This window comes from Streptomyces albofaciens JCM 4342, from assembly GCF_008634025.1.
GTDB lineage: Bacteria > Actinomycetota > Actinomycetes > Streptomycetales > Streptomycetaceae > Streptomyces > Streptomyces albofaciens.
The window spans coordinates 342,705-366,218 of record NZ_PDCM01000001.1 but is presented as its reverse complement, the minus strand read 5'-3'; the positions used below and the strand labels follow the sequence as shown (position 1 = coordinate 366,218).

Below are 23,514 nucleotides of genomic sequence, written 5' to 3'. Positions count from 1 at the left end.
TGTGGCACCGTTCCGTACGCGTGATGTCCGGACCGGACATCGGCACCACCGGTGCCGGTTCGGTGCCGGTTTCCGGGCTCATTGCCGTGACCGCCGCCGGGGTTCGGTCCGTGTGCGTCGATGCCGGAAGATCCGTAGGTGACGGGGAAACCGCATACGGGCCTGCCGGAAAACCCGCATATGGCCTTGCCGGGGAATCCGTGGGGTCCCGCGCTGGAATTGCCGGAAGCCGGGCAGCGTACCGATGCCCCCTCAGCACAGACGAACACGTCGCCGTGGATGCCGACAGGTGTTCCGGAAAACACTGGCTCGACTGTGCGGATGTGCTGTGCCACAGCCGGCCGCTGCGTCACGAGTACGCGTGGCGCCGGCTGGACCGGACGCTGGAACGGCACATCGGCTGCCGGCTCGTCGCCCTGCCGACCGTGGACGGTGACTGTGCGGTCGCCGACCGGAGCGGTGCCCGGCGTCTGCTGCGCCTCGCCGGCCGGAGCGCGGGTACGGCCGGGCCTGTGAGCTGGTCCCGGACCGCGTCGTGCCTGCACGCGCTGCTGGTGGCCGGGCACACCTTGGACGAACTCCGCTCCCTCACCGTTCTTCGGGACGGGTAGGCCGCTCGTCCCGGGGGTCTGTTGGCCGCTCCGGTTCTCCCGGACCGGTCAGGGCGGCCAGCAGGTCCCCGACGCGCTGCGCGTCCGACGGGCTGTGCAGCGCGTACAGGCCCCGGGAACGCTCGTAACGGTCCCGGGCCACGTCCGTCAGGGAGTGCTCGTGCGCGCACTTCCCCAGCATTTCCCAGGTCCGCGCCTGCCAATGGGTGGCCCCCGCGGACTCGAAGAATTCCAGCGCCTCGCCGAGATGCGTCACCGCCGTGTCGTACCTGCCCCTGAGGGAGCAGACGCGCCCCAGGAAAGCGCGTGCCCGGGCGGCGTCGTAGGGATCGTCCAGGGCGGTCAGCGCTTCATGCGCCGCCGCGAAGTGCTCTTCTGCCCGCTCGGCCGACTCCGCTCCGCCGCCGCTTTCCTTTTCCGCGGTTTCCAGGGCCATTTCTCCCAGTACGGTGCGGGACAGCGCCACGCCCCTGCCGTATCCCGCGGCGTTCCAGACCGCGATGGCTTCGGAAAGGCGGCGGGCGGCCTGCCGGAAGCGCCCCGCCTCCCGGTGAGCGGACCCGATGCCGTGCAGGGCCTGTCCTTCGTCACGGATGTCACCGGCCTCGCGGGCCGCGCGCAACGACTCCTCGAACCATTCGACGGCCTCTTCCGGGCGCCCGGCGGCGTTGAGCCCGATGGCCCCGGAATTGAGCATCTGGCGTTCCGCCGTACGGTCTTCGGCCCGCGCGGCCGCGCGTCGGCCGATGGCGTGCGCCTCGGTCCAGAGTTCGTAATGGCGCAGCCGGTGGAACAGCGGCCACATGGCGTCCACGAGCTGCCAGGCCAGACCGTCCCATTGCCTCTCGTACGCGGTACGCACCGTCGCCATCAGGTCGAACCGGTGGCTCTCCAGCCAGTGCAGCGCACCGCCCTCGTCCGTGAAGGGGGGCGCCACATCCGGGTAGTGGGCGTAGACGCGGTCGAAGGTGGCCTGGATGGGGGAAAGCAGCTTCTGGGCTTCCGAGGCGGTGGCCAGGTGCCAGTCACCCACGCGGCGAAGCGTTTCTTCGCGCACGTCCGGATGCTCCTCCGCCCGTCCGCGTTCCTCGGCGTGCAGGCGGACCAGGTCGTGGAAGCGATAGGCGTCCGGGCCCGTGTCCTCCAGTAAGTTCGCCTCCACCAGCACACCCAGCAGCCGCTCGGCCTCCTCCAGGGACACCGCGAGGGCGGCCGCCGCGATACGGGAATCCAGCACCCGGGCCGGCAGCAGCGCGAGGCTGCGGTAGAGGTGCGCCGCGTCGGACGCCAGTACCGCATACGACTCGTCGAGAGCGTGGTACACCGAGGATTCCCCCTCCACGGCCAGCGCCGCCAGCCGGCTCCGGTCCTGGGTGAGCGCGTCCACCAGGGCGCGCGTGGGCTGACGGGGACGGGAGGCGAGCCGCGCGGAGGCCAGGCACACCGCCAGGGGCAACCCCGCGCACAGCGAGGCGACTTGGTGCACGGCGGTGGTCTCGCGCCGTACGCGCTCGGCGCCGATCCCCAGAGAGATGATCTCCACGGCGGCCGACTGCTCCAGCAGGCCGAGTTCGTGGTAGAGCGCTCCGTCGGCCCGTAACCCGGTCAGCCGGTACCTGCTGGTCACGACGACCAGGCCGGGCCGGCCACCGGGCCGCAGAGACCTGGCCTGGGCCGCGGAGAAGACATTGTCGAGCATGACCGACACGCGCAGCCCATCGGTGACGGAGCGCCAGAGCGCGGCGCGCTCCTCCAGGCCGAGCGGCACCTGCACGACGCCCATGGCGCGCAGGAACTGGCCCAGCACCTCTCCCGGAGCGGCCGGTCCGGCCGCCGAGTGGCCGCGGAGGTCGGCGTACAGCTGGCCGTCGGGAAATCTGCCCGCCATTCCCCGGAGCCACCGGGACACCAGGGTGGTCTTGCCGACTCCGGCGGGGCCGCTGACCACGATCAGCGGGCCGGCCGGCTCCGCACACCCTTCGTAGAGATCGTCCAGCGCCGACAGATCACGTTCCCGGTCGGTGAAATGCCGGGTGACGGACAGCAGCTGACGTGGCACCGGAGGCCGTGGCGCGATCTCCGAATGCACGTGAATACCGCCCGCGACATCTCCCGCCTGAATACTTGTTCCGTAAATCCGCGCCGAACCACCGATCGCGTTCACATCCCGGCGCATCCGCCACCCCCGTCCGATACGTCTTGGATCACTTCAGCTCTACCCATGGAAGGACGGCGGGAGACCTGGCGGCCCGCGCACGGGCCCCGAACCGGCCACCCCGCAGTAGTGCGCACTGGTCTCTTGAACCCCTCGGTGTCATGCTCACAAAACCGGTGTGTGCGCCGACGAGGGAGGCGCTGATGGAAATTTTCGTCCTCGGCCCCATTTGCCTTGGTGCGGGCACGCACCGGCTCCGTCTCGGCTCCGACAAGGAACGCTGCCTGCTGGCCTCGCTGGCCCTGTCGGCGGGCCGGCCGGTGGCCCTGGAAACCCTGGTCGACCGCCTCTGGGACGGCTCACCGCCGTGCAAGGCCCGGGAGTCGGTCCACACCTACGTCTCACGCCTGCGCAGGTCCCTGCGCACGGCCGCCGCGGGAGCCGCGCGGCCGGGCGCTCCGGCGATCACCCGTCACGCCCACACCTACGCCCTCGACGTCCTGCCCGAGTCCGTCGACTGGCACCGCTTCCAGGGCCTCGTCGCCCGCGCCAGGTCGCTGTCGGACGGCGGCGACGACGCGGGTGCCGTCCAACTGCTCGACGCGGCGGACGATTTGTGGCAGGGAGATCCCCTGGCAGGCTTGCCGGGAATGTGGTCCGAGCGCATGCGCACGACTCTGACCGAACAGCGCCTCAAAGCGACCACTTCACGGGTGGCCGTGCAACTGCGCCTGGGCCGTTTCGGCGAGGCCGCCGACGCTCTCTCCTCCCTGGTCGATCAGTACCCGGAAGACGAAACGCTCGTGGGGTACTTCATGCTGGCGTCCTACGGATGCGGCCGGCCCGCCGACGCCTTACGGGCCTATCAGGAAGCACGCCGCCGCCTGCGCCAGGAGCTGGGCTCCGACCCGGGTGAAGAGCTGACGCGCATCCACCAGCACATTCTCCGGCGCACCCCGCCACGCGACGTACTCCCCAGGAATTCAGGACGCGCCCCCGACGGGTTCAGGACTGTGCTCACACCGCACAATCTGCCTCGGCAGACCTCCCTCGTCGGCCGCCATACGGAAATGCGGCGGCTGCGTGCCATCGTCACCGGCGCGGTCCGCAGGAAGGACGGTGATTCCGCTCCGTCCATCGTGGCGCTGGAAGCCATTTCCGGCATGGCCGGGGTGGGCAAGACGGCATTGGCCGTGAATGCGGCGAGCACCCTGGGGCGGCACTTCCCCGACGGACAGCTCTACATCGACCTCCGGGCGCACGCCCGCATTCAGGAGCCGCTGAACGCGGCAAGCGCACTGGCGTCCCTCCTGCGCCTTCTGGGCGTCCCGGCAGGCACCATCCCTTCGGAACTCGATGAACGCACGGCACTGTGGCGCACTCTGCTGGCGCACAAGAGGGCGGTCATCATCCTGGACGATGCCGCGCACACCGACCAGGTGCGTCCGCTGCTTCCCGGACCGTCCCCCTCGCTCATCATCATCACCAGCCGCCGCCATCTGGCCGGCCTGCCCGGTGCCCAGTCGCTCGCCCTCGACGTGCTGCCGCCGGAGGATTCCGTGGCGCTGTTCCGCGCTTTCGCCGGACATGACCGGACGCAGGACGCGACCGGCATTTCCCGGATCGTGGATCTGTGCGGTCATCTGCCCCTGGCGATCGAAATCGCCGCCAATCGCTTCAACGCCCGCCCCGCCTGGTCCCTCGCCCATCTCCGCGAGCGGCTCACCCGGGGCCCGGGCCGTCTCGCGGAACTCCATGACGGGTATTCGGAGGTGGCCCGCGCCTTCGAGATGTCGTACCAGACCCTGACCGGTACCCAGCGGTCGGTGTTCCGCCGCCTGTCCCTCCACCTGGGCGCCGAGTTCGGCCCGCACGCGGCAGCCGCGCTGGTCGGGCTGCCGCGGGAACAGACCGAGCGACTGCTCGAAAGCCTGCTGCACTGCCACTTGTTGCAGGAACCCGCCCCCGACCGGTACCGCTTCCACGATCTGCTCGGCGAATACGCACGGGCCCTGGCCCACTCCGAGGACGACGAAGAGACCCGCGACCTGGCCGTGCGCCGCCTGATCGATTTCTACCTGGCTTCCGCCGACGCCGCCGATGTCCTTCTGTATCCGAGGCGTTCCCGGCTCGCGGACCGCCACCTCGCCACCGGCAGCACGCCTCCCGCGGTCCCGCTCCGGAACGCGGACGAGGCGAAGAACTGGCTCATCACGGAGCGCTCGAACCTCCTCACCGTGGAACGGTACGCACGTACGCACGGGGCTCCCGCCCAAGCCGCGGTCATGAGCCACGTACTGGCGGAATTCCTGGATTCCGAATGCCACTGGGTGGACACCGACCGTATGCAGCGGCACGCCGTCGAGCACTGGGAGCAAGCGCGCGAGCCGCGCGCGCTGTGCCTGGCCCTGCTCGACCTCAGCGCGACCCGCACGAACACCGGCCACTATCCCGAGGCGGAAACCGCGGGCCGCCGCGCACTGGAACTCGCCCGTCGTACGGACGACCCGGACGCGGAAGCGGACGCGCTGCGAAAGCTGGGAATCATCCGCTGGAACCACGGCCAGAATCACGAGGCGCTCGCACTGTACCGGCAAGCGCTGGCGGTGCATATGCGTTCGGGAAACACCTGGGCGCAGGCCCGCTGCGAAAACAACTTCGCGATTTCACTGCTGCATCTGGGCCGGCATCAGGAGGCTCTGGAATTCTTCACCAAGGCCATCGACACCTTTCAGCGTGCCGGAGACACCCGGAACGCGGCCAAGTGCATCAATAACCTGGGCGATCTGCACGTACAGGTCGGCTCCATCGAGCTGGCCCGCCGGAAATACGAGGAATCCCTCGCCCTCACCGAATCCGTCGGCAGCCTCTCCGACCTGGCCACGGTCCAGGCCAACCTGGCCGCCCTGCTCTCCGCCTCGGCCGATCGCGGCGAAATTCTGTCCGGGATGGACATGTACCGGGAGTGTCTGTTCACTTTCCGACGGCTCGGGGACCGAAAAAATGAGGGCAATGCCCTGATCGGCCTGGGCACCGCCCACCACAGCCTCGGCCGGTTCGCCGAGGCCGCCACGCACCACCGGCAGGCCCTGGCGCTCGCGCGCAGCATCGGCGCCGCCCAGGAGGAAGCGCGTGCGCTGCGCTGCCTCGGCAGCGCGGAGGCCGCCCAGGGGCGGCCGGCCGCCGCCACGGAGAGCCTGTGCGCGGCCATCGCCCTGGCCCGCCGCATCCAGTTCCCGGAGGAGGAGGCCCGGGCGAGCGACGTCCTGGCGGGCGTCCGGCTGTCCGAGGGGCACCGGGAGGAGGCTCGGACGCTTTGGCGACAGGCGTTCGAATTGTTCGTCGGTTTGGACAAGTGTGCGGCTGATCGTATTGCGCGGCGGCTCGGCGAGGATGGCGGCGGGAGGCAGCACACTTCCTAGCACTTCAGGGCTAGATCACCGTTACAGAAGGACTATTGCCATCCCGCTTCCGGGCGTGTTCAGATCGCTGCGTTTGCCGATCACACGAGTTCACTGGGATCACAGAACGTGAGCATCTTTCTCGCCCGGCGCATCGTCACCTTGGCACTCTTCGGTGCCGTCGCCGCCTTGGCACTGAGCACGGCTACGGTTTCGCCCGCGATGGCGAAGCCCCAGCACGCTTCCCACAGCACGATGGCCACCGCCATACCCGCTGAAAGCACCTCCGCGCGCATCTGCATACCGACGTAGCCGCGCATGGGCCAGTAATCGTTCGAAGGGCGGCGGCCGCGCGATCCGCGGCCGCCGCCCATCTGTTGGAACGCCTCCCTGACCAGCAACAATGCGCCGTCCGACGGTAATGACAACGGTCACCGGTGCAGCCTTTGGATCTAGCGGCGAAGTGCGGTTTGCTTCCTTGCGCACGTCCTTTCGGACGCCCCAGGGAAGGAGCGCGCCCATGACCGAGCACGCCCACGCCGACGCCACCACCTCCGGACACCCGCCGCCCACCGCACACGGCCCGGCCCCCGCCCATACGGACGGCCGGGACCACTCGCACGGCCACGACGACTCGCACGGCCACGACCATTCGCACGGCCACGACCACAAAGGCCACTCCCACGGGCCCGGCGGCCACTCCCACGCCCTCTCCCCCGACGCCGACCGCCGCTGGCTGCGGGCCGCGCTGGTGCTGATCGCCGCGTTCATGGCCGTGGAGGTGGTGATCGGCTTTCTGGCGCGCTCCCTGGCGCTGATCTCCGACGCGGCCCACATGCTCACCGACGCGGCCTCGATCGTGCTGGCCCTGGTCGCGATGCGGCTGGCCGCCCGGCCCGCGCGCGGCGGCTACACGTACGGGCTCAAGCGCGCCGAGATCCTGTCCGCGCAGGCCAACGGCATCACCCTGCTCGTGCTGTCCCTCTGGCTCGGTTACGAGGCCGTCGCCCGCCTCGTGGAGCCGCCCGAGGTCACCGGCGGACTGGTCGTGATCACCGCGCTCGCCGGGATCGTCGTCAACGTGGTGGCCGCCTGGTGCATCTCCAAGGCCAACCGCAGCAGCCTGAACGTCGAAGGCGCCTACCAGCACATCCTGACCGACCTGTTCGGCTTCATCGCCACCGCCGTCGCCGGCGCGGTGGTGCTGGTCACCGGCTTCGCGCGGGCCGATGCCATCGCCTCGCTGGTCGTGGTCGCGCTGATGCTGCGGGCGGGCACCGGCCTCGTACGCGAGTCGGGCCGGATCTTCATGGAGGCCGCGCCGAACGGTGTGGACCCGGACGCGCTGGGCGATCACCTCGTCGAGGCGGACCAGGTGGTGGAGGTCCACGACCTGCACATCTGGGAGATCACGTCCGGCGAGCCGGCCCTGTCCGCGCACATCCTGGTGGCGCCGGGCGGCGACTGCCACGCCGTACGCCGCAATCTGCACGACCTGCTGAGCCGGAAGTACGGCATCACCCACGCCACCCTCCAGGTCGACCACGTGGGCGAGCAGCCGCTGCCCGGCGAGGTGCTGCACATAGCGGCCGGGCCGGACGACGCGGCGCTCGTCCCCCCGCACTGCGAGGACACCCACGGGCCGGTCCACCGGCCGGGGCCGCACGATCACTGAGGGATGCCGAGCCGGGGAGAGGCCCGGCGCCGTCCGTCAGAAGCCGATGACCGTCTTCCCCTGCGTATGCCCCGTACGGCTGGCCTCCAGGGCCTCGGGCGCGTCCTCCAGGGCGACCTCGTCGCTGATGACCACCGTCAGCCGTCCCGCGTCCAGCTGCCCGGCCAGGATCTCCAGCAGCTGCGGCGAGGGCCGGTTGTGGAAGTTGAAGCCGCGCAGGTTGTGGTCGGTCAGCACGTCCGCGTCGGCGGCCCCGACGGTGGAGACGGCCGTCCCGCCGTCCCGTACGGTCCGGGTCATCTCACCGAACGCGGCCGGGCCGCCGACCAGGTCGAGCAGCACGTCCACGCCGTCCGGATGGGCCGCCAGCACCTGGTCGGCCACCGGGCCCACCGTGTGGTCCACCGTCTCCGCCGCGCCCAGACCGGTCAGCAGGTCGGCCAGGCCGTCCCGGGCGGTGGCGATCACCTCCGCGCCCCGGCCGGCCGCGAGCTGGGTGGCGAAGATGCCGACGCCGCCGGTCCCGCCGACGATCAGGACGCGCTTGCCCTCGCCGATCCGGGTCTCCTCCACCAGGTTGTAGGCGGTCGTGCCGGCGGTGGGCACGGCGGCGGAGGTCGCGTACGTGACGGCGCGCGCCGCGCCCGCCACCGCCCGCTCGTCGGCCACCGCGTACTGCGCGTACGAGCCGCCGCCCCGCTCCGGCCGCTGGAACTGCCCGAACACCGCGTCCCCCACCGCCAGGCGGCGCACGCCGGTGCCGACGGCGACCACCTCGCCCGCACCGTCCGAGCCCAGGACGAGCGGGAAGGAGTGCTGCGCGGTGTCCTTGAGGAGGCCGTCGGCGATCTTCCAGTCGACCGGGTTGACCCCGGCGGCGGACATCCGCACCAGGACCTCGCCGGGGCCGGGCTGTGGCTCCGGCAGCTCCATGAGCCGAGGCTGTTCGCCGAATGCGCTGACTGCTACGGCTTTCATCGTCGCGTTCCCTTCCGCCCGTGTCCGCCCTGGTCCGCCCGTGTCCGCCCGTGCGAGCCACCCTCCCGGCCGATGGCAGGGCAAGGGCCGCCGTCAACGTGACGCCTGTCGTGGCCCGCCTTCGGGTGAAACGACGCCGGGAGACGACAGCCCTCAGGATCGTAAGCACGCGAAGCGGGCGTATCGGGCAGGACAAGGCCGGTGCGCCGGAAGCAACTCGTACGGCCCCCGCCGGAGCCGCGTACGGTCCGCGCCGCGCCCCCGTACGGCCTACATCGCACGAATGCCGCATGGATGCCGCATGGATGCCGCATGGATGCCGCACCGGGGCCGCACGAAGGCCGCGCGGATGCCACCCGCCCCCCGCGCCGCCCCGCGTTTGCCGCGCGCCCCCTCCGGTTACCCGTCCCCGATATGAGCGGCAAGAGCGGCGGCGCGGACGACACCCGCACCATCAAGGCGGGGCGGCGCACGGTCACGGTCAGCCGGCCCGGCAAGGTCCTCTTCCCGGACGACGGGATCACCAAGGGCGACCTGGCCGACCACTACAAGGCGGTCGCCCGGCGCGCGGTCCCCCAGCTGCGTGACCGTCCGCTGATGATGGAGCGGTACCCCGACGGCATCGGCGGCAGGCCCCTGATGCAGAAGAACGCGCCCGACTACTTCCCCGAATGGGTACGGCGTTCGGAGCAGTCCAAGGAAGGCGGCACGGTCACCCACGTCGTGTGCGACGACCCGGCGACCCTCGTCTACCTCGCCGACCAGGCCAGCGTCACGGTCCACCGCTGGCTCTCCCGCGAACACCGACCCGACCACCCCGACCTGCTGATCTTCGACCTCGACCCGGCGGAGGGCGCGGACTTCGAGGACGTCCGGTGGGCCGCCCACCGCGTCTGCGAGCTGTGGGACGAGCTGAAGCTGCCCGCCCGCCTGATGACGACCGGCTCGCGCGGCCTGCACGTCATCGCGCCGCTGGACGGGGGCTCCGACTTCGATTCCGTACGCGACTTCGCGCACCTCGCCGCCGGACTCCTCGCCCGGCGCCACCCGGACCGGCTCACCACCGAACAGCGCAAGGCCGAGCGCAAGGGCCGCGTCTACCTGGACGTGCAGCGCAACGCGTACGCGCAGACGGCGGTGGCGCCCTATTCCGTACGGGCCAAGCCGGGCGCGCCGGTGGCCACCCCGATCACCCGCGAGGAACTGGACGACCCGGACCTGACGGCCCGGCGGTGGACGGTGGCCACCATTCCGGACCGCCTTTCCGCTTCCGATCCGTGGTCGGGGCTGTCGTGGCGCGGGCGGTCGGTACGGGCCGCGCGGGAGCGGCTGGAGGACTTGGCGGAATAAGGGCCGCCCCCTGGGGAGAGCCCGTTTGCCCGCATAAAGCGACCGTCCCGTGGCCGCGGGCTTCAATGGTCCAATGATCCGGTTCGAGTCCGTCACCAAGCGCTACCCGGACGGCACCACCGCCGTGGACGACCTCTCCTTCGAGGTGGCCGAGGGCGAGCTGGTGACGCTGGTCGGTCCGTCCGGCTGCGGCAAGACGACGACCATGAAGATGGTCAACCGGCTCATCGACCCGACCAGCGGACGGATCTTCGTCGAGGACCGGGACATCGCGACGACCGACCCCGTACGCCTGCGCCGCCGCATCGGCTACGTCATCCAGCAGACCGGCCTCTTCCCGCACCGCACCGTCCTCGACAACACCGCCACCGTGCTCCACCTGCTCGGCCGGCCGCGCAAGCAGTCCAGGAACCGCGCCGCCGAACTCCTGGAGCTGGTCGGCCTGGACCCCGCCGTGCACGGGCCGCGCTATCCGGAACAGCTGTCCGGCGGCGAGCGGCAGCGCGTCGGCGTGGCCCGCGCGCTGGCCGCCGATCCGCCCGTCCTGCTGATGGACGAGCCGTTCGGCGCGGTGGACCCGGTCGTCCGCGACCGGCTCCAGAAGGAGTTCCTGCGGCTCCAGGCGACGCTGCACAAGACGGTGCTGCTGGTCACCCACGACATCGAGGAGGCGGTCCGGCTGGGCGACCGGATCGCGGTCTACGGACAGGGCCGGATCGAGCAGTACGACACGCCGGCGAGCGTGCTGGGCGCGCCCGCCTCCCCGTACGTCGCCGAGTTCGTCGGCAGCGACCGGGCGCTGAAGCAGCTCGTGGTCACCGGCATCGACCCCGGCGACCTGGAACACCCGCCGTTCGCCCGCCTCGGCGAACCGGCCGCCCGGGCTGCGGACCGGCTGCGCGCGGAGGGCGCGCGCTGGGCCGTCGTCCTGGACGAGGAGGGCGGGCTGCACGGCTGGGTGGGCACGGAGGAGATGTCCGGTGCGCGGGGGAACGTTTCGGCGCATGCGCGCCGGATGGAGGCCTGGGTACCGGTGAGCGGCTCCCTGAAGGACGCCTTCAGCGAGATGCTCAAGTACGACGCGGGCTGGATCGCGGTGGTGGACGGCACCCGTTTCCTGGGCGTCCTGACCCCGGCCAAGCTGCACGAGGCCCTGCGGCGCACGATCGGGGCGGACGAGCAGGGGCTGCCGCGCGAGGAGACGGAGGTGGACTCGGTGCCCACGGAGTGAGGTGGGCGGGCCGGACCGGGCCGGGCGCGCGGGTAAGGGCATTCGCCCCGGGACTACAGCAGCCCCTTCTTCCGCAGATAGTCCCGCGCCACGTCCTCCGGCAGCCGCCGCCAGCTGTCCACCCGCCGGTTGAGATCGGTCAGGTCCTCCGTCGTCAGTACGGAGTTGAGCTTGCCCAGCGCGCCGGCGACCCGCGCACTGCCCGCGCGGGCCCGGTTGACCACCGGGACGAGGTAGTCCGCGTTCTGGAGCTTCTTGTCGTCCTCCAGGAAGACCAGCCCGAACTGCTCCACCGTCGCGTCCGTGCTGGTCGTGAGCACCATCTGGTCCTGCCCGTTCTGTACGGCCTGCTTGGCGGGCGTGGTGCCGACGCCCTTCGGGTCGACGGCCGTGATGTCGATCCCGTACGTACGCTTCAGGCCCGGCGCGCAGAACGGCCGCTGGACGCACTCGTCACCCGCCGCCAGCCGTACCGGAAGCTTCGCGCGCCCGAGGTCGCTGAGCGTCTTCAGGCGGTGCTCCTTCGCGTACGAGGCGGCCACGGCGAACGCGTTCTGGTCGACGGCCCGGCCCGGCGGCAGCACCGTGAGTCCGCGCGGCGTGGCCAGGCTCCGCAGCACCCGCATGGTCGTGTCGAGATCCGGTGACGCGACCGGGTCGGCGTCCGCCCCCTTGGTCTTGGCGTTCAGCCAGTCGGCGAAGGTCGCCGCGTACTCCGGTACGACGTCGATCTGACCGCTCTCCAGGGACGGTTCGTACAGCTCCCGGTTCCCGACGGTCAGGATGTCGGCCTCGTAACCGGCCTTGCGGAGCAGCACCGCGTACATCTGGGCCAGCAGCTCGCTCTCGGTGAAGCCTGCCGAGCCGATGGAGAGGTGGCGGCTGTCACCGGGCGCCGCGGTGACCTGGCCGCGGTTCTCCAGGGAGGGGCCGGTGGCGCAGCCGGTGAGGGCCAGCGCCACCAGCGCCATGAGGTGAGCGCTCCGGCGCGCGCGCCGGAGCGTCGCCGCCGAGGCACCACCCCGCCCGCTCACCGTGCCCGTCCTCGCACCCACGCCGGACCCAGCCGCTGCGCCACCTCGAACACCGCCTCCAGCAAGAGCGCGAACACCGCCACGATCACCGCCCCCGCGACCACCTGCGGCGTGCTCGCCAGGTTGAACCCCGCGGTGATGATCCGGCCGAGCCCGCCCCCGCCGACCAGCGCGGCCAGCGTCGCCGTCGCGACCAGCTGCACCGCCGCGATCCGTACGCCCGTCAGCATCAACGGCAGCGCCAACGGCACCTCGACCCGCCACACCAGCTGCCTGCCGGACATGCCCATCCCGCGCGCCGCCTCCACCACGTTCCGGTCCACCCCCCGCATGCCGACGTACGCGTTGGTCAGCAGCGGCGGCAGCGCGAACAGCACCAGCGCGATGAACGTCGGCCAGTCCCCGTGCCGCCCGAGCGGCGTGAGCAGGAGGAGCACCAGCACCGCGAAGGTGGGTACGGCGCGGCCGACGTTCGCGAGGTTGACGGCCAGCGCGCCGCCGCGGCCGAGGTGCCCGAGGGTGACGGCGACGGGCAGCGCGATCAGGCACGAGGCGGACAGACAGCCGACGGTCAGCGACACGTGTTCCACGAGCCGGTGCCACACGCCGTTCTCACCGGCCCAGTTCGCGCCCGTACCGAGCCAGGTCCACACCTCGCCGAGGGTGCTCATGCGCGCCGCCACGGCGTCAGCAGCCGCTCCAAGCCGAGCAGCAGCAGATCGAAGGCGACGGCGATGACGACGCACAGGACGGACGCCGTCAGCACCTGTGCCTTGAAGTACGCGTTCATGCCCGCGTAGATCAGGTTGCCCAGCCCGCCGTGGCCGACGATCGCGCCGATCGTGGTCAGCGCGACGGCCGAGACGGTGGCGATGCGCAGCCCGGCCATCGCGGCGGGCACCGCCAGCGGCAGTTCGACGGCCAGCAGCTGCCGCAGCGGCCCGTACCCCATGCCGCGGGCGGCTTCCTTCGCCTCCTCCGGTACGCCCGCCAGGCCCGCGAGGATGTTCCGTACGAGGAGGGTGAGCGAGTACAGCGCAAGGCCCACGATCACGAGCGTGGCGGACAGCCCGTACAGCGGCAGCAGCAGCGAGAACATCGCCAGCGACGGGATGGTGTAGAGCACGGTGGTCAGGCCCAGTACGGGCCCCACGGCCCACCGCCACCGGCGCGCGACCAGTGCCAGCGGCAGCGCGATCACCAGACCGAGCAGCACGGAGACCACGGTGAGGTGCAGGTGCTGGAGGACGGCGTCGAGGAGGATGTGGCGGCGGGTGGCGAGGTAGTCGCCGCAGATCCAGTCGTTGCGGGCCAGGCAGTCGTCCGGAGGGGCGGTCGCGGTAGCCGGAGCGGCGGTCATGGTGGCCGGAGGGGCGGCCACGGTTTCCGGAGCGGTGGTCAGGAGATCCGGAGTGGCGGTCACGAGACCCGGAGCGGTGGTCACGGTTTCCGGAGCGGCGGTCAGGAGATCCGGAGCAGTGGTCACGGTTTCCGGAGCGGTGGTCAGGAGATCCGGAGCAGTGGTCACGATTTCCGGAGTGGCGGTCACGGTAGAAGTTCACCGCGGTGGAGGGGCGGGTGTCGCGCCGGGTGGGCCGGACGGGTGGGGTTCGGGGCATCTTCTCCAGCCGACGGCCTTACCCGGTGCCCGAAGGCCCTCCGGGAGACGCGGGTGCCGTGGCCGACGGGGGCGGCACCGCCCCCGCCCCCGGCCGCTTGGGCCGTGCGTGCGCCGACTCCACGTCCTGCGGGAACGTCAGCTGCCGCCCCTGCCATTCCAGTGCCGGCGCCACCTCCCGCCGCCACGTCGAGAACTGGTGGCTGCCGCGCGGCAGGATGATCGAGTCGATCGTCATCGGGGGCCTCGCGGCCTGGATGAACCGCAGGGTGTCGCGGTAGTTCGGCTCACCCAGACGGCTGCTGGCCACCAGCGCGGAGATCTGCGGCACGGGCCGGTTCCGCAGCCGCCACAGCAGATCGTGCTCGCGCTCGCGCTGCGCGGCCGCGGCCCCGCTGCCGAACAGGCTCCCGGTCGTCAGGTCGTCCTTCACCGCGTAATCACCGGACAGCGATACGGCCGAGGTGTAGACGCCGGGGTTGCGCAGGGCCAGCAGCAGCGAACACGTACCGCCGGACGAATAGCCGAACGCGCCCCACGCGCTGGGGTCGTGCCCCACCCGGTACGCCGCCTTGACGGCCTCCGGCAGATCGCGCGTGAAGAACGACTCGGCCTGCGGCCCGCCCGGCACGTCCACGCACTCGGTGTCGCGCGGCGGCGCGATCGTGGGCCGGACCATCACCAGGACGGTCGGCTGCATCCGGCCCCCCTCGATCAGCTCACCCGCGGTCTGCGGGATGCGGAGGTGCTGGGCGAGGTTCATGATGCCGCCCGGGTAGCCGCTGATGACGACGGAGACGGGGAAGCGCTGGCGGCGGTACTGGTGCTGGAAGTACTGCGGCGGCAGGTAGACGAAGGCCGGGTTGATGACGCGGGTGCGGCGCCCCACGATCCGTACGGACTCCACCTTGCCGACCTTGTCCGGTGCCCCCTTCGGCAGCCCGCTCACCCGGTCCAAGCCCTGCGGCCCGGCCGGCTGGACCAGACCGCCCCGCAGACTGCCGGCATCGGCGTACCGCGGACCGCCACCGCCCTTGCCGACCGCCACCGGAGCCTCGTCGGTGTTGCCCAGCAGCTCGTCCCAGCTGCTGTAGAACGCGAAGCTGGAGTTCACGGCGAGCGCGAGCGAACACAGCACCGCCACCTGCGTGACGAGGACGGACCCGAGCCTGCCCAGCACGGGCAGCACCCCGCGTCCGGACAGCCGCGGCCACTGCCACACCGTGAGGCCCACACAGGCCACCGCCAGCATGGCCACCACGACTTCGAGCGACTGACTGGTCAGCCCCATTCGCCCACATCTCCCGTCACCCGTACGAGGGTTGCCTGCCCCTCCCGAACCGCCGCCAGGGTCAACGGGCGGCCGGGGCTATGGTCACCGGACGGAGGGCGAACGGGGCGGAGGGGGCGGAGGGGCCATGGGCGCCGAGCGGACGCGAACAGGGCGGGAAAGACCGGGCCCACGGGCGCCGAACGGACGCGAACGGGACGGGGAAGGCCGGGCCCACAGGCACCGAACGGATCCGAACAGGGCGGACGCCCGGACATCGGCGTCCCAATTTCCGTTCCCCGCTTCGCACATCCAACCGGCGCACATACGCTCTCCCCCACACGCCCCCACGACCACGCACCCACCCCACCCACCGCACCCCCATCACACCCCCACCCGACAAACACCCCGCCCCCACACCACTCCGCACCGCAAAACACCCGAACGGGGCGTGCCGCGAGACGCGCGGGGTCCCACGATGGGACCGGGCCAGGCGGCTACCCTTACGTGTCCGGCCTGGTCAGGGACATGTCCGCGCTTCTCGGACATTCGCCGCACCGTACACACGCTAGAGAGGTTCGCCGATGGGCATTCGGAGTCTGCTGCGCAACGCTTTCGGTCGCTCCAAGGCGGCCCGCGAGGAATCGAACGAGGCGGCGAGCGGCACGCGGACGCCGGAAGCGGCCACGATCCCGGAGGCCCGCGAAGAGGCCACCCCGGAGCCCGCCGCCCCCCGTGACCCCGCCGTCCCCACCGCCCGCACCGCCCCCACCGACACCCCATCCCCCTCCCTCCCCACCCAGGCCACCACCCCGGACGCCGCCCCCGCCCCCGAGGACTCGGCGTCCGACCTCGTCTCCCAGGCGTTCGACAACCCGAAGACGCCGGGGAAGGCGGAGCCGGATGCCGAGGCTGGGGACGCGGGCAAGGTCGAGGCCGTGGTCGAGGCGGAGCCGGAGGTTGCGGGCAAGCCGGAGGCCGCGGGCAAGGTGGAGGCCGCGGGCAAGGTGGAGCCGGAGGCCGTGACCAAGCCGGAGGCCGTGACCAAGCCGGAGCCCGTAGTCGAGGCGGAGCCGAAGGCCACGGCCAAACCTGAGGCCGCGGCCAAGGCGGAGCCAACCCGGGAACCCGAGGCGGAGCCGACGCCGGTCACAAAGGCGGAGCCGGCCCCCGTCACCAAGGCGGAGCCGGATGCCGCGGCCAAGACCGAGCCGAAGCCGGAAGCCACGCCCCAGCCCGAGAACACGCTTCAGCCCGAAGCCACGCCCCAGCCGGACGCCTCCTCTCAGCCGGAATCCGCCCCCCGACCGGAACCCGTGCCTGAAGCCCCCGCGACCGCCATCTCCCTCACCAAGGTCGAGTCCCAGGCCCCCGGCCTCGTCAGCCTCTACAAGGCGGCCCGGGTCTCCCTCGAAAAGCAGGGGCTGGCCACTCAGCGCGCGGCCGTCTACCTCGTACTCGACCGCTCCGGCTCGATGCGCAACTACTACAAGGACGGCACGGTCCAGCACCTCGCCGAACAGGCCCTCGGCCTGTCCGCCAACCTCGACGACGACGGCACCGTGCCGGTGGTCTTCTTCTCCACCGACGTCGACGGCACCGCCGAACTGGATCTGGCCAACTACGAGGGCCGCATCGAGGAGTTGCACGCGGGCCTCGGTCACATGGGCCGCACGAACTACCACTGGGCCATCAACGCCGTCATCGAGCACTACGAGAAGTCCGGCGCCACCGACCCGGCCTTCGTCATCTTCCAGACCGACGGAGCCCCCACCTCGAAGCCGGCCGCCGAGAAGGCCCTCTGCGAGGCCGCGAAGCTGCCCATCTTCTGGCAGTTCGTCGGCTTCGGCGACCCGGACGCCAAGGGCTTCGACTTCCTCCGCAAGCTGGACGAACTGGCCGTCCCGGAGAAGCGCGTCATCGACAACGCGGGCTTCTTCCACGCCGGCCGCGACCCCCGCGCCGTCGCCGACGCGGACCTCTACCAGCAGCTCATGACCGAGTTCCCCACCTGGCTCACCGAGGCCCGCAAAGCCGGCATCCTCCCCGACTGACTCCCGGCCTCCCTCACCTCCCTCGCCTCCCCGCCTCCCCGACTCCCCGCCTCCCCGCCTCTCCAGCACCTCACAGCTCCACCCACCGGCCGCGGCGGGCCGCCCCGGCCCGCCGCGGCCGACGACGTGTCCGGCACGTTCCCCGTTGTTGAATTCTTCATCACAACACCGGGTCAGACGGTTCTCCCGGGGCTCAGGCCCATTGTCAGTGCCATGTGTAAGAGTGTTACGGCATTGACCGCACGGGGGTGGGGGCCAGCTATGCCATTGACCGACGAAATTGCCAGTATGTACGCGTACGAAGGCGACCCGGCGGCACTCGTCGGGGAATTCCGCCGTACGAGCGTCTTGGTGCCCATCGACAACGATGGGCTCATGTCCGCCGAAATGGGCGGTATCCGCTGGCTGTACGCATTCACGGACGAGGAAGCCCTCAACAGGTTCGCGCTCTCCAGAGGAAGCACCCCGCAGAGCGAGTGGCAGTACGTCTCCGCCCTCGGTGCCCGCCTGCTCGATGTCGTCATACCGGCCATCGAGGGGCCGGCCGGTGTCGCCCTGGACGCGGGCAGCGAGCAGGGCATGCTGTTCCCGCCGGCCGCCGGCATCGTGCCCGACGCCGTAGCCGTCCGCACCGAGGAGGACGGCGAGGCTCCCGAGGTGAGCGCCGCAGCACCGCAGCGCGACACCGCCACCGGCGCCCAGCCGGGCGGTGAGCGGATATGAGCGCGGGCGACGGCTACAAGCTCGACCAAGACGCCCTCAAGCAGGTCAGCAAAGGCATCAACGACACCATCTCCGAACTCAAGGAGCTGGGCTTCGACAGCGAGGCACAACTCGGCCACGGATTCGAGAAGATCCAACTGTCCGGAATGGAAGCCGGACATGCCGAACTGGCGTCGACTTTCGAGACCTTCTGCGAGCGCTGGACCTGGGGCGTACGGGCCCTGGTGCACGAAGCCAATTCCTTCGCCCGCCGCCTCGACCTGTCGGCCGGCCTTTACCACGAGCAGGAACAATACGTTTCCGGCCAACTGAAGGTGGCGTCCAACGCGGCTCTGGGGAATCCGACCCTGACCGCCGAAGAGCTCAAGGACAAGACCTGGGGCCAGGTTCTCTCCGACAACCCGCTCACGCAGGTGAGGGACGCCGACTACAACCCGAACTCGGCCGACTCGAAGGCTGCCGCGGAGCGGGTGCGGCAGACGTGGGAGCAGACGAAGGAGGACTGGTCCACGTCCCGCTGGGCCGGTGACGCCGAGCACAACCTGGCCTTCCGGGCGGCGGGCATCGGCAGGAGCAAGCCGCAGGAAGCACAGGACGCCGGGGGTGAAGGCTGATGGGGGGCGTTTTCGACGGCCTGGTGAACACCGTCAACTCGCTGGCCGACAAGGGCGGCGACATCATCGACGGCGCCGCGGAGAAGTTCGGCGAAGGCGTCGAGTTCGTCACCGACAAGACCGCCGACGCGCTGGACACGCTCGGCGCGGACGGCGCGGCCGACAAGGTCCGGTCCGCGGGCGAGGGGCTCGCCGACAGCCTCGGAGCCCATGTCGACGAACGCAACCTGGGGGAGTCCGAGAACCCCAAGGACCTGATCCACGGCGACGCCGGAGCAATCAACGAAGCGTCCTCGCACCTCAAGGACTTCTCCGCCGCCTTCGAACGGGTCGGCCAGGGCCTGCGCAAGCTGGACTCGGGCGGCTGGGAGGGCAAGGCGGCGGACAGCTTCCACGAAAAGTTCGACGCCCACCCGAAGCAGTGGATGCAGGCGGCGGATGCCTGCGAGGCGGCCGGCAAGGCCCTGCACGCCTACGGAGAGACGGTTTCCTGGGCGCAGAGCAAGGCCGAGACGGCCATCCACAAGTACAAGGCCGCCCAGGACGCCACGAAGAAGGCCATTGACGCCTACAAGGCCCAGGTCGACTCGTACAACGCCAAGGTGGACGCGTACAACTCCGCCCTGGAGAACAACTCCGATCCGGGCCAGAAGCCCCAGAAGCCGGGCGCCTTCACCGACCCCGGCGCCGAAGGGCGCAAGGCCGCCGAAGAACTGCTCAAAAGCGCACGCCACCAGCGCGACGAGGCCGCGGAGCGGGCCCAGCACGCCATCAGCCAGGCGCTGGCCCACGCTCCGAAGGAGCCCAGGTTCACCGACCGGGTCCTTTCCGACCTGTCGGACGGTGTGGTGTCCGGTGGCATCCAGCTGACCCACCTGGCAGGCGGCGCGCTCCGGGCCGCGTCCGAAACGGTGAAGCTGGTCCGTACGGTCAACCCGTACGACCCGTACAACATCACCCACCCCTGGCAGTACGCGTCCAACGTGACCACGACGCTCATGGGGCTCAGCACCACGGTCGCGCACCCCGAGCGGCTGCCCAAGGCCCTGCTGGGCACGGGCTGGGGAAGCGACCCGGCGGACGCGGCCGGCTCACTGATCGTCAACCTCGTGGGGGCCAAGGGGACAAGCGGCCTGGCCAAGGGGGTCCTCAAGGCCGGCGCGAAAGGCGCCGCCAAGGACACCGCGCGCGCCGCCCTCAAGGACGGCGGCAAGAGCACCCTGCGCGACCGCGCCCGCCGCGCCTGGTGCAAGACCTTCGGCAGCGACCCGATCGACATGGCCACCGGCCGCATGATCCTGCCGCAGACCGACATCACCCTGCCCGGCAGCTTCCCGCTCACCTTCACCCGTACGTTCGAGTCGTCCTACCGGACGGGCCGCTGGTTCGGGCCCACCTGGATGAGCACCGTCGACCAGCGCCTGGAGATCGACGCCGAAGGCGTGGTCCTCATAGGCGAGGAGGGCGACCTCCTCGCCTACCCGCACCCGGCCGTCGGCGTCCCCACCCTGCCCGTCGAGGGAGAGGGCCACCCGCTCGAACGCACCCCGGACGGCGACTACGTCCTCACCGACCCGGCCGGCGGCACGCGCTGGTACTTCACCACGTACAGCGACGACACAGCCGTACTCGACGAAATATCCGACCGCCGCGGCAACCGCCACACCTTCGACTACGACGAAACCGGCACGCCCACCGCCATCACCCACAGCGCGGGCTACCGCCTCCTCCTCACCACCGAAGCGGGCCGCATCACCGCCCTCCACCTGGCGGGAGCGGCCCCCGACGGCGGCGACCAGCTCATCCGCCGGTACGGCTACGACGAGTCCGGCAACCTCACCACGGTCACCAACTCCACCGGCCTACCGCTCCGCTTCACCTACGACGACGCAGACCGGATCACCTCCTGGACGGACACCAACAACAGCTCGTACAGCTACGCCTACGACGACCGGCACCGCTGCATCTGGCAGAGCGGCACCGAAGGACACCTACGGGCGCACTTCACCTGGGGCGACCCCGACCCCGACACGGGCCTGCGCACCAACCTGCACCACAACTCCCACGACCAGGTCACTCGCCACCTCGTCAACGACCGCCACCAGATCGTCGCCACGACCGACCCGACCGGTGCCACGACCCGCACGGTCCGCGACGCCAAGCACCGCGTGCTGTCCGTGACCGATCCGCTCGGCCGCACGACCCTCTTCACGTACGACGACGAAGGCCGCCCCACGGAGATCACCCTCCCCGACGGCAGCCGCACCACGACCACGTACGACGACCGTGGCCGGCCCCTGACCACGACCGGCCCGGACGGTGCCACCTGGACCCACACCTACGACCTCGGTGGCAACCGCACCTCTTCCACCGACCCCGCCGGCGCCACCACGCACTACGCGTACGACACCCGAGGCCACCTCTCCTCCGTCACCGACGCCCTCGGCAACACCACCCGCCTCTACTGCAACGAAGCGGGCCTGCCGCTCTCCACCACCGACCCGCTCGGCGCCCGCACCCACTACCGGCGCGACGCGTTCGGCCGCATCACCTCCATCACCGACCCCCTCGGCGAAACCACCCACTTCGTCTGGACCGTCGAAGGCCAGCTCGCCACCCGCATCGACCCGACCGGGGCCGCCGAACACTGGACGTACGACGGCGAGGGCAACCGCACCTCCCACACCGACGCCATCGGTCAGGTCACCCGCTTCGAATACACCCACTTCGACCTGCTCGCCGCCCGCACCGACCCGGACGGCACCCGCCACACCTTCACCCACGACACCGAACTACGCCTCACCCAGGTAACCAACCCACAAGGCCTGACCTGGACCTATGCTTACGACTCCGCCGGCCGCCTGACCTCCGAGACCGACTTCGACGACCGCGTCCTCACCTACACGCACGACGCCGCCGGCCAACTGACCACCCGCACGGACGCACTCGGCCAGACCACCACCTACACCCACACCCCCCTCGGCGCGCTCGCCGAGAAGAACGCCGCGGGCCTCGTCACCACCTACGAGTACGACACCGCCGGTCGCCTCCTCCGCACCACCAACCCCGACGCGACCGTCACCTACACCCGCGACGCCCTCGGCCGCGTGCTCACCGAAACCGTCAACGGCCGCACGCTGTCCCTCACCTACGACGTCCTCGGCCGCCGCACGTCCCGCACCACACCCACCGGCGCCACCACCACCTACACCTACGACGCCGCCGGCAACCGCACCCACATGTCGGCCTCCGGCCACCCGATCGCCTTCGACCACGACGCCGCCGGCCGCGAAATCGCCCGCCACCTCTCCGACGCCCTCACTCTCACCCAGGCCTGGGACCCCACCGGCCGCCTGACCGCCCAGTCACTGGGGGCCACGACCACCGGTACGGCGCCCCAGCCCCCGGCCCCCCTCCTCTCCCGCACCTACACCTATCGCCCCGACGGCAACCTCACCGGCATCGACGACTCCGCCCGAGGCCACCGCACCTTCGACCTCGACCGCGCGGGCCGCGTCACAGCCGTCACCGCCGCCGACTGGTCGGAGACCTACGCCTACGACGAGTCCGGCAACCAGACCCACGCCACCTGGCCCGCCGAACACGCCGGCGCTTCCGCCCAAGGCCCCCGCACCTACACCGGCACCCGCATCACCCGCGCCGGCTCCATCCGCTACGAACACGACGCCCTGGGCCGCGTAACCCTCTGCCAGAAAACCCGCCTCTCCCGCAAGCCGGACACCTGGCACTACACCTGGAACGCGGAAGACCGCCTCACCGCCGTCACCACCCCCGACGGCACCACATGGCGCTACACCTACGACCCCCTGGGCCGCCGCACCGCCAAACACCGCCTCTCCCCCGACGGCACCACCCCCGTCGAATCCACCCACTTCACCTGGGACGGCCCCACCCTCACCGAACAATCCACCACCACTCCGGACTCCCCCCAGTCCCTAACCCTCACCTGGGACCACCAGGGCCTGACCCCCCTGACCCAAACGGAGCGCAAACTCACTACGACCGACCTGGCTTTTGCCTCTCAACGGGTTATTGACGAGCGCTTCTTCAACATCGTTACGGACCTGGTCGGCGCTCCGACCGAGTTGGTATCCGAATCGGGAGAGGTCGCGTGGCGGTCCCGCCCCACCCTTTGGGGTACCACCACCTGGAATACAGACGCTACGGCGTACACGCCGTTGCGCTTCCCGGGGCAGTACTTCGACTCCGAATCCCTGCTTCACTACAACTTTCATCGCTACTACGACCCAGGTTCTGGCCGTTACATGTCCCAGGATCCCCTCGGGCTTGAGCCCGGCCCCGACCCAGTCGGGTACGTGCACAATCCGAGTTCCTGGGTCGACCCGCTCGGCTTGATGCCTTGCACCCCAACGGGCGGAGGACGAGGCACCTACGACTTTCGACCGCCGCACCCGGATCACCCGCCACACCAACCAGCGATAGAGGCCATGAGGTCTGCGCCTGTGGGTGGCAACGTCGATTGCTCCGAACTTGCCGAGTACATTCTGCGACGATCCGGAGGCCATGGGAAAATCGTGAACTTCACGACTCCTTCAAGGGAAGAGTTCGCCGTGCCACAGAACTGGACCCAAGGAGTTCGACACGAAAACTTCATCTATCATGACGTATACACAGACGGAAAGTACGTGTACGACCCGGAACTTGGAACCGACCCCGTCCCCCTGGGCGACTTCAAGCGGGCATTGCGCCACTCGAACCCGGGAAAGAAAATAATCATGAAAGACGGAGGTTACGATGGCCCCCTCTGGTGAACATGAA

The 23,514-nt window shown here is 70.6% G+C and carries 16 protein-coding genes; 9 read left to right on the top strand and 7 right to left on the bottom strand.

What is annotated here, in order from left to right; translation table 11 throughout:
- The first annotated feature begins 323 nt into the window (after window positions 1-323).
- Window positions 324-611, top strand: a complete 288-nt coding sequence (locus CP973_RS01755; protein WP_150236956.1) for a hypothetical protein — start codon at window positions 324-326, stop codon at window positions 609-611.
- On the opposite strand, the gene CP973_RS01750 is transcribed toward CP973_RS01755, so the two are convergent.
- Window positions 589-2,670, bottom strand: coding sequence for a tetratricopeptide repeat protein (locus CP973_RS01750; RefSeq protein ID WP_244409236.1), 2,082 nt, complete (start codon window positions 2,668-2,670; stop codon window positions 589-591). The genes CP973_RS01755 and CP973_RS01750 overlap by 23 nt on opposite strands.
- A gap of 140 nt (window positions 2,671-2,810) precedes the next feature.
- Here CP973_RS01750 and CP973_RS01745 point away from each other — a divergent pair, with 140 nt between their 5' ends.
- Window positions 2,811-6,188: an AfsR/SARP family transcriptional regulator gene (locus tag CP973_RS01745; protein WP_244409235.1), complete on the top strand. Its 3,378-nt coding sequence runs from the start codon at window positions 2,811-2,813 to the stop codon at window positions 6,186-6,188.
- Window positions 6,189-6,268: 80 nt separating this feature from the next.
- On the opposite strand, the gene CP973_RS01740 is transcribed toward CP973_RS01745, so the two are convergent.
- Window positions 6,269-6,487, bottom strand: a complete 219-nt coding sequence (locus CP973_RS01740; RefSeq protein WP_150236953.1) for a hypothetical protein — start codon at window positions 6,485-6,487, stop codon at window positions 6,269-6,271.
- Between the two features lie 200 nt (window positions 6,488-6,687).
- On the opposite strand from CP973_RS01740, the gene CP973_RS01735 reads away from it, so the two are divergent.
- A complete protein-coding gene (locus CP973_RS01735; RefSeq protein ID WP_150236952.1) occupies window positions 6,688-7,842 on the top strand; it encodes a cation diffusion facilitator family transporter in 1,155 nt (384 codons plus the stop codon).
- 36 nt (window positions 7,843-7,878) lie between these two features.
- Here the strand turns inward: CP973_RS01735 and CP973_RS01730 are convergent, their stop codons facing one another.
- Complete coding sequence (locus CP973_RS01730) at window positions 7,879-8,775, bottom strand: NADP-dependent oxidoreductase (protein ID WP_150236950.1); 897 nt, start codon at window positions 8,773-8,775, stop codon at window positions 7,879-7,881.
- Window positions 8,776-9,234: 459 nt separating this feature from the next.
- Between CP973_RS01730 and ligD the strand changes: the two genes are divergently transcribed.
- Both ligD and CP973_RS01720 read left to right on the top strand, forming a co-directional pair.
- A complete protein-coding gene (gene ligD / locus CP973_RS01725; protein ID WP_150236947.1) occupies window positions 9,235-10,170 on the top strand; it encodes a non-homologous end-joining DNA ligase in 936 nt (311 codons plus the stop codon).
- 73 nt (window positions 10,171-10,243) lie between these two features.
- A complete protein-coding gene (locus CP973_RS01720; RefSeq protein ID WP_150236945.1) occupies window positions 10,244-11,401 on the top strand; it encodes an ABC transporter ATP-binding protein in 1,158 nt (385 codons plus the stop codon).
- Between the two features lie 53 nt (window positions 11,402-11,454).
- Here the strand turns inward: CP973_RS01720 and CP973_RS01715 are convergent, their stop codons facing one another.
- The 4 genes from CP973_RS01715 to CP973_RS01700 all read right to left on the bottom strand — a co-directional run bounded on the left by CP973_RS01715 (window position 11,455) and on the right by CP973_RS01700 (window position 15,344).
- Complete coding sequence (locus CP973_RS01715; protein WP_150242990.1) at window positions 11,455-12,372, bottom strand: ABC transporter substrate-binding protein; 918 nt, start codon at window positions 12,370-12,372, stop codon at window positions 11,455-11,457.
- Between the two features lie 59 nt (window positions 12,373-12,431).
- On the bottom strand, window positions 12,432-13,106 hold the full coding sequence (locus CP973_RS01710; protein WP_150236942.1) for an ABC transporter permease: 675 nt from the start codon (window positions 13,104-13,106) through the stop codon (window positions 12,432-12,434).
- A complete protein-coding gene (locus tag CP973_RS01705; RefSeq protein WP_150242988.1) occupies window positions 13,103-13,795 on the bottom strand; it encodes an ABC transporter permease in 693 nt (230 codons plus the stop codon). Before CP973_RS01705 ends, CP973_RS01710 begins: the two co-directional genes overlap by 4 nt.
- Before the next feature lie 277 nt (window positions 13,796-14,072).
- Window positions 14,073-15,344 carry an alpha/beta hydrolase gene (locus CP973_RS01700; protein ID WP_150236940.1) on the bottom strand — a complete coding sequence of 424 codons (1,272 nt, stop codon included), beginning with the start codon at window positions 15,342-15,344 and terminating at the stop codon, window positions 14,073-14,075.
- A 563-nt stretch (window positions 15,345-15,907) separates the two neighbouring features.
- Between CP973_RS01700 and CP973_RS01695 the strand changes: the two genes are divergently transcribed.
- From CP973_RS01695 to CP973_RS41335, 4 genes are all read left to right on the top strand, one after another.
- Entirely contained in the window at window positions 15,908-17,377 is a 1,470-nt protein-coding gene (locus tag CP973_RS01695; RefSeq protein WP_150236938.1) for a vWA domain-containing protein, read from the top strand.
- Between the two features lie 288 nt (window positions 17,378-17,665).
- Window positions 17,666-18,100: an SseB family protein gene (locus CP973_RS01690; protein ID WP_341874782.1), complete on the top strand. Its 435-nt coding sequence runs from the start codon at window positions 17,666-17,668 to the stop codon at window positions 18,098-18,100.
- The gene (locus CP973_RS01685) at window positions 18,097-18,714 is read left to right on the top strand and encodes a hypothetical protein (RefSeq protein WP_150236934.1); all 618 of its coding nucleotides are present in this window, start codon (window positions 18,097-18,099) and stop codon (window positions 18,712-18,714) included. The genes CP973_RS01690 and CP973_RS01685 overlap by 4 nt, the downstream gene beginning before the upstream one ends.
- Entirely contained in the window at window positions 18,714-23,507 is a 4,794-nt protein-coding gene (locus CP973_RS41335; RefSeq protein ID WP_150236932.1) for a putative T7SS-secreted protein, read from the top strand. Before CP973_RS01685 ends, CP973_RS41335 begins: the two co-directional genes overlap by 1 nt.
- Window positions 23,508-23,514 lie beyond the last annotated feature (7 nt).

What these genes read in the sequence shown, in the direction of transcription:
- CP973_RS01740 (WP_150236953.1), bottom strand. Translation starts at nt 6,487, where the DNA reads ATGCGCGGCTACGTCGGTATGCAGATGCGCGCGGAGGTGCTTTCAGCG.
- CP973_RS01735 (WP_150236952.1), top strand. Translation starts at nt 6,688, where the DNA reads ATGACCGAGCACGCCCACGCCGACGCCACCACCTCCGGACACCCGCCG.
- CP973_RS01730 (WP_150236950.1), bottom strand. Translation starts at nt 8,775, where the DNA reads ATGGAGCTGCCGGAGCCACAGCCCGGCCCCGGCGAGGTCCTGGTGCGG.
- ligD (WP_150236947.1), top strand. Translation starts at nt 9,235, where the DNA reads ATGAGCGGCAAGAGCGGCGGCGCGGACGACACCCGCACCATCAAGGCG.
- CP973_RS01720 (WP_150236945.1), top strand. Translation starts at nt 10,244, where the DNA reads ATGATCCGGTTCGAGTCCGTCACCAAGCGCTACCCGGACGGCACCACC.
- CP973_RS01715 (WP_150242990.1), bottom strand. Translation starts at nt 12,372, where the DNA reads ATGGCGCTGGTGGCGCTGGCCCTCACCGGCTGCGCCACCGGCCCCTCC.
- CP973_RS01710 (WP_150236942.1), bottom strand. Translation starts at nt 13,106, where the DNA reads ATGAGCACCCTCGGCGAGGTGTGGACCTGGCTCGGTACGGGCGCGAAC.
- CP973_RS01705 (WP_150242988.1), bottom strand. Translation starts at nt 13,795, where the DNA reads ATGACCGCCGCTCCGGCTACCGCGACCGCCCCTCCGGACGACTGCCTG.
- CP973_RS01700 (WP_150236940.1), bottom strand. Translation starts at nt 15,344, where the DNA reads ATGGGGCTGACCAGTCAGTCGCTCGAAGTCGTGGTGGCCATGCTGGCG.
- CP973_RS01695 (WP_150236938.1), top strand. Translation starts at nt 15,908, where the DNA reads ATGGGCATTCGGAGTCTGCTGCGCAACGCTTTCGGTCGCTCCAAGGCG.
- CP973_RS01690 (WP_341874782.1), top strand. Translation starts at nt 17,666, where the DNA reads ATGTACGCGTACGAAGGCGACCCGGCGGCACTCGTCGGGGAATTCCGC.
- CP973_RS01685 (WP_150236934.1), top strand. Translation starts at nt 18,097, where the DNA reads ATGAGCGCGGGCGACGGCTACAAGCTCGACCAAGACGCCCTCAAGCAG.
- CP973_RS41335 (WP_150236932.1), top strand. Translation starts at nt 18,714, where the DNA reads ATGGGGGGCGTTTTCGACGGCCTGGTGAACACCGTCAACTCGCTGGCC.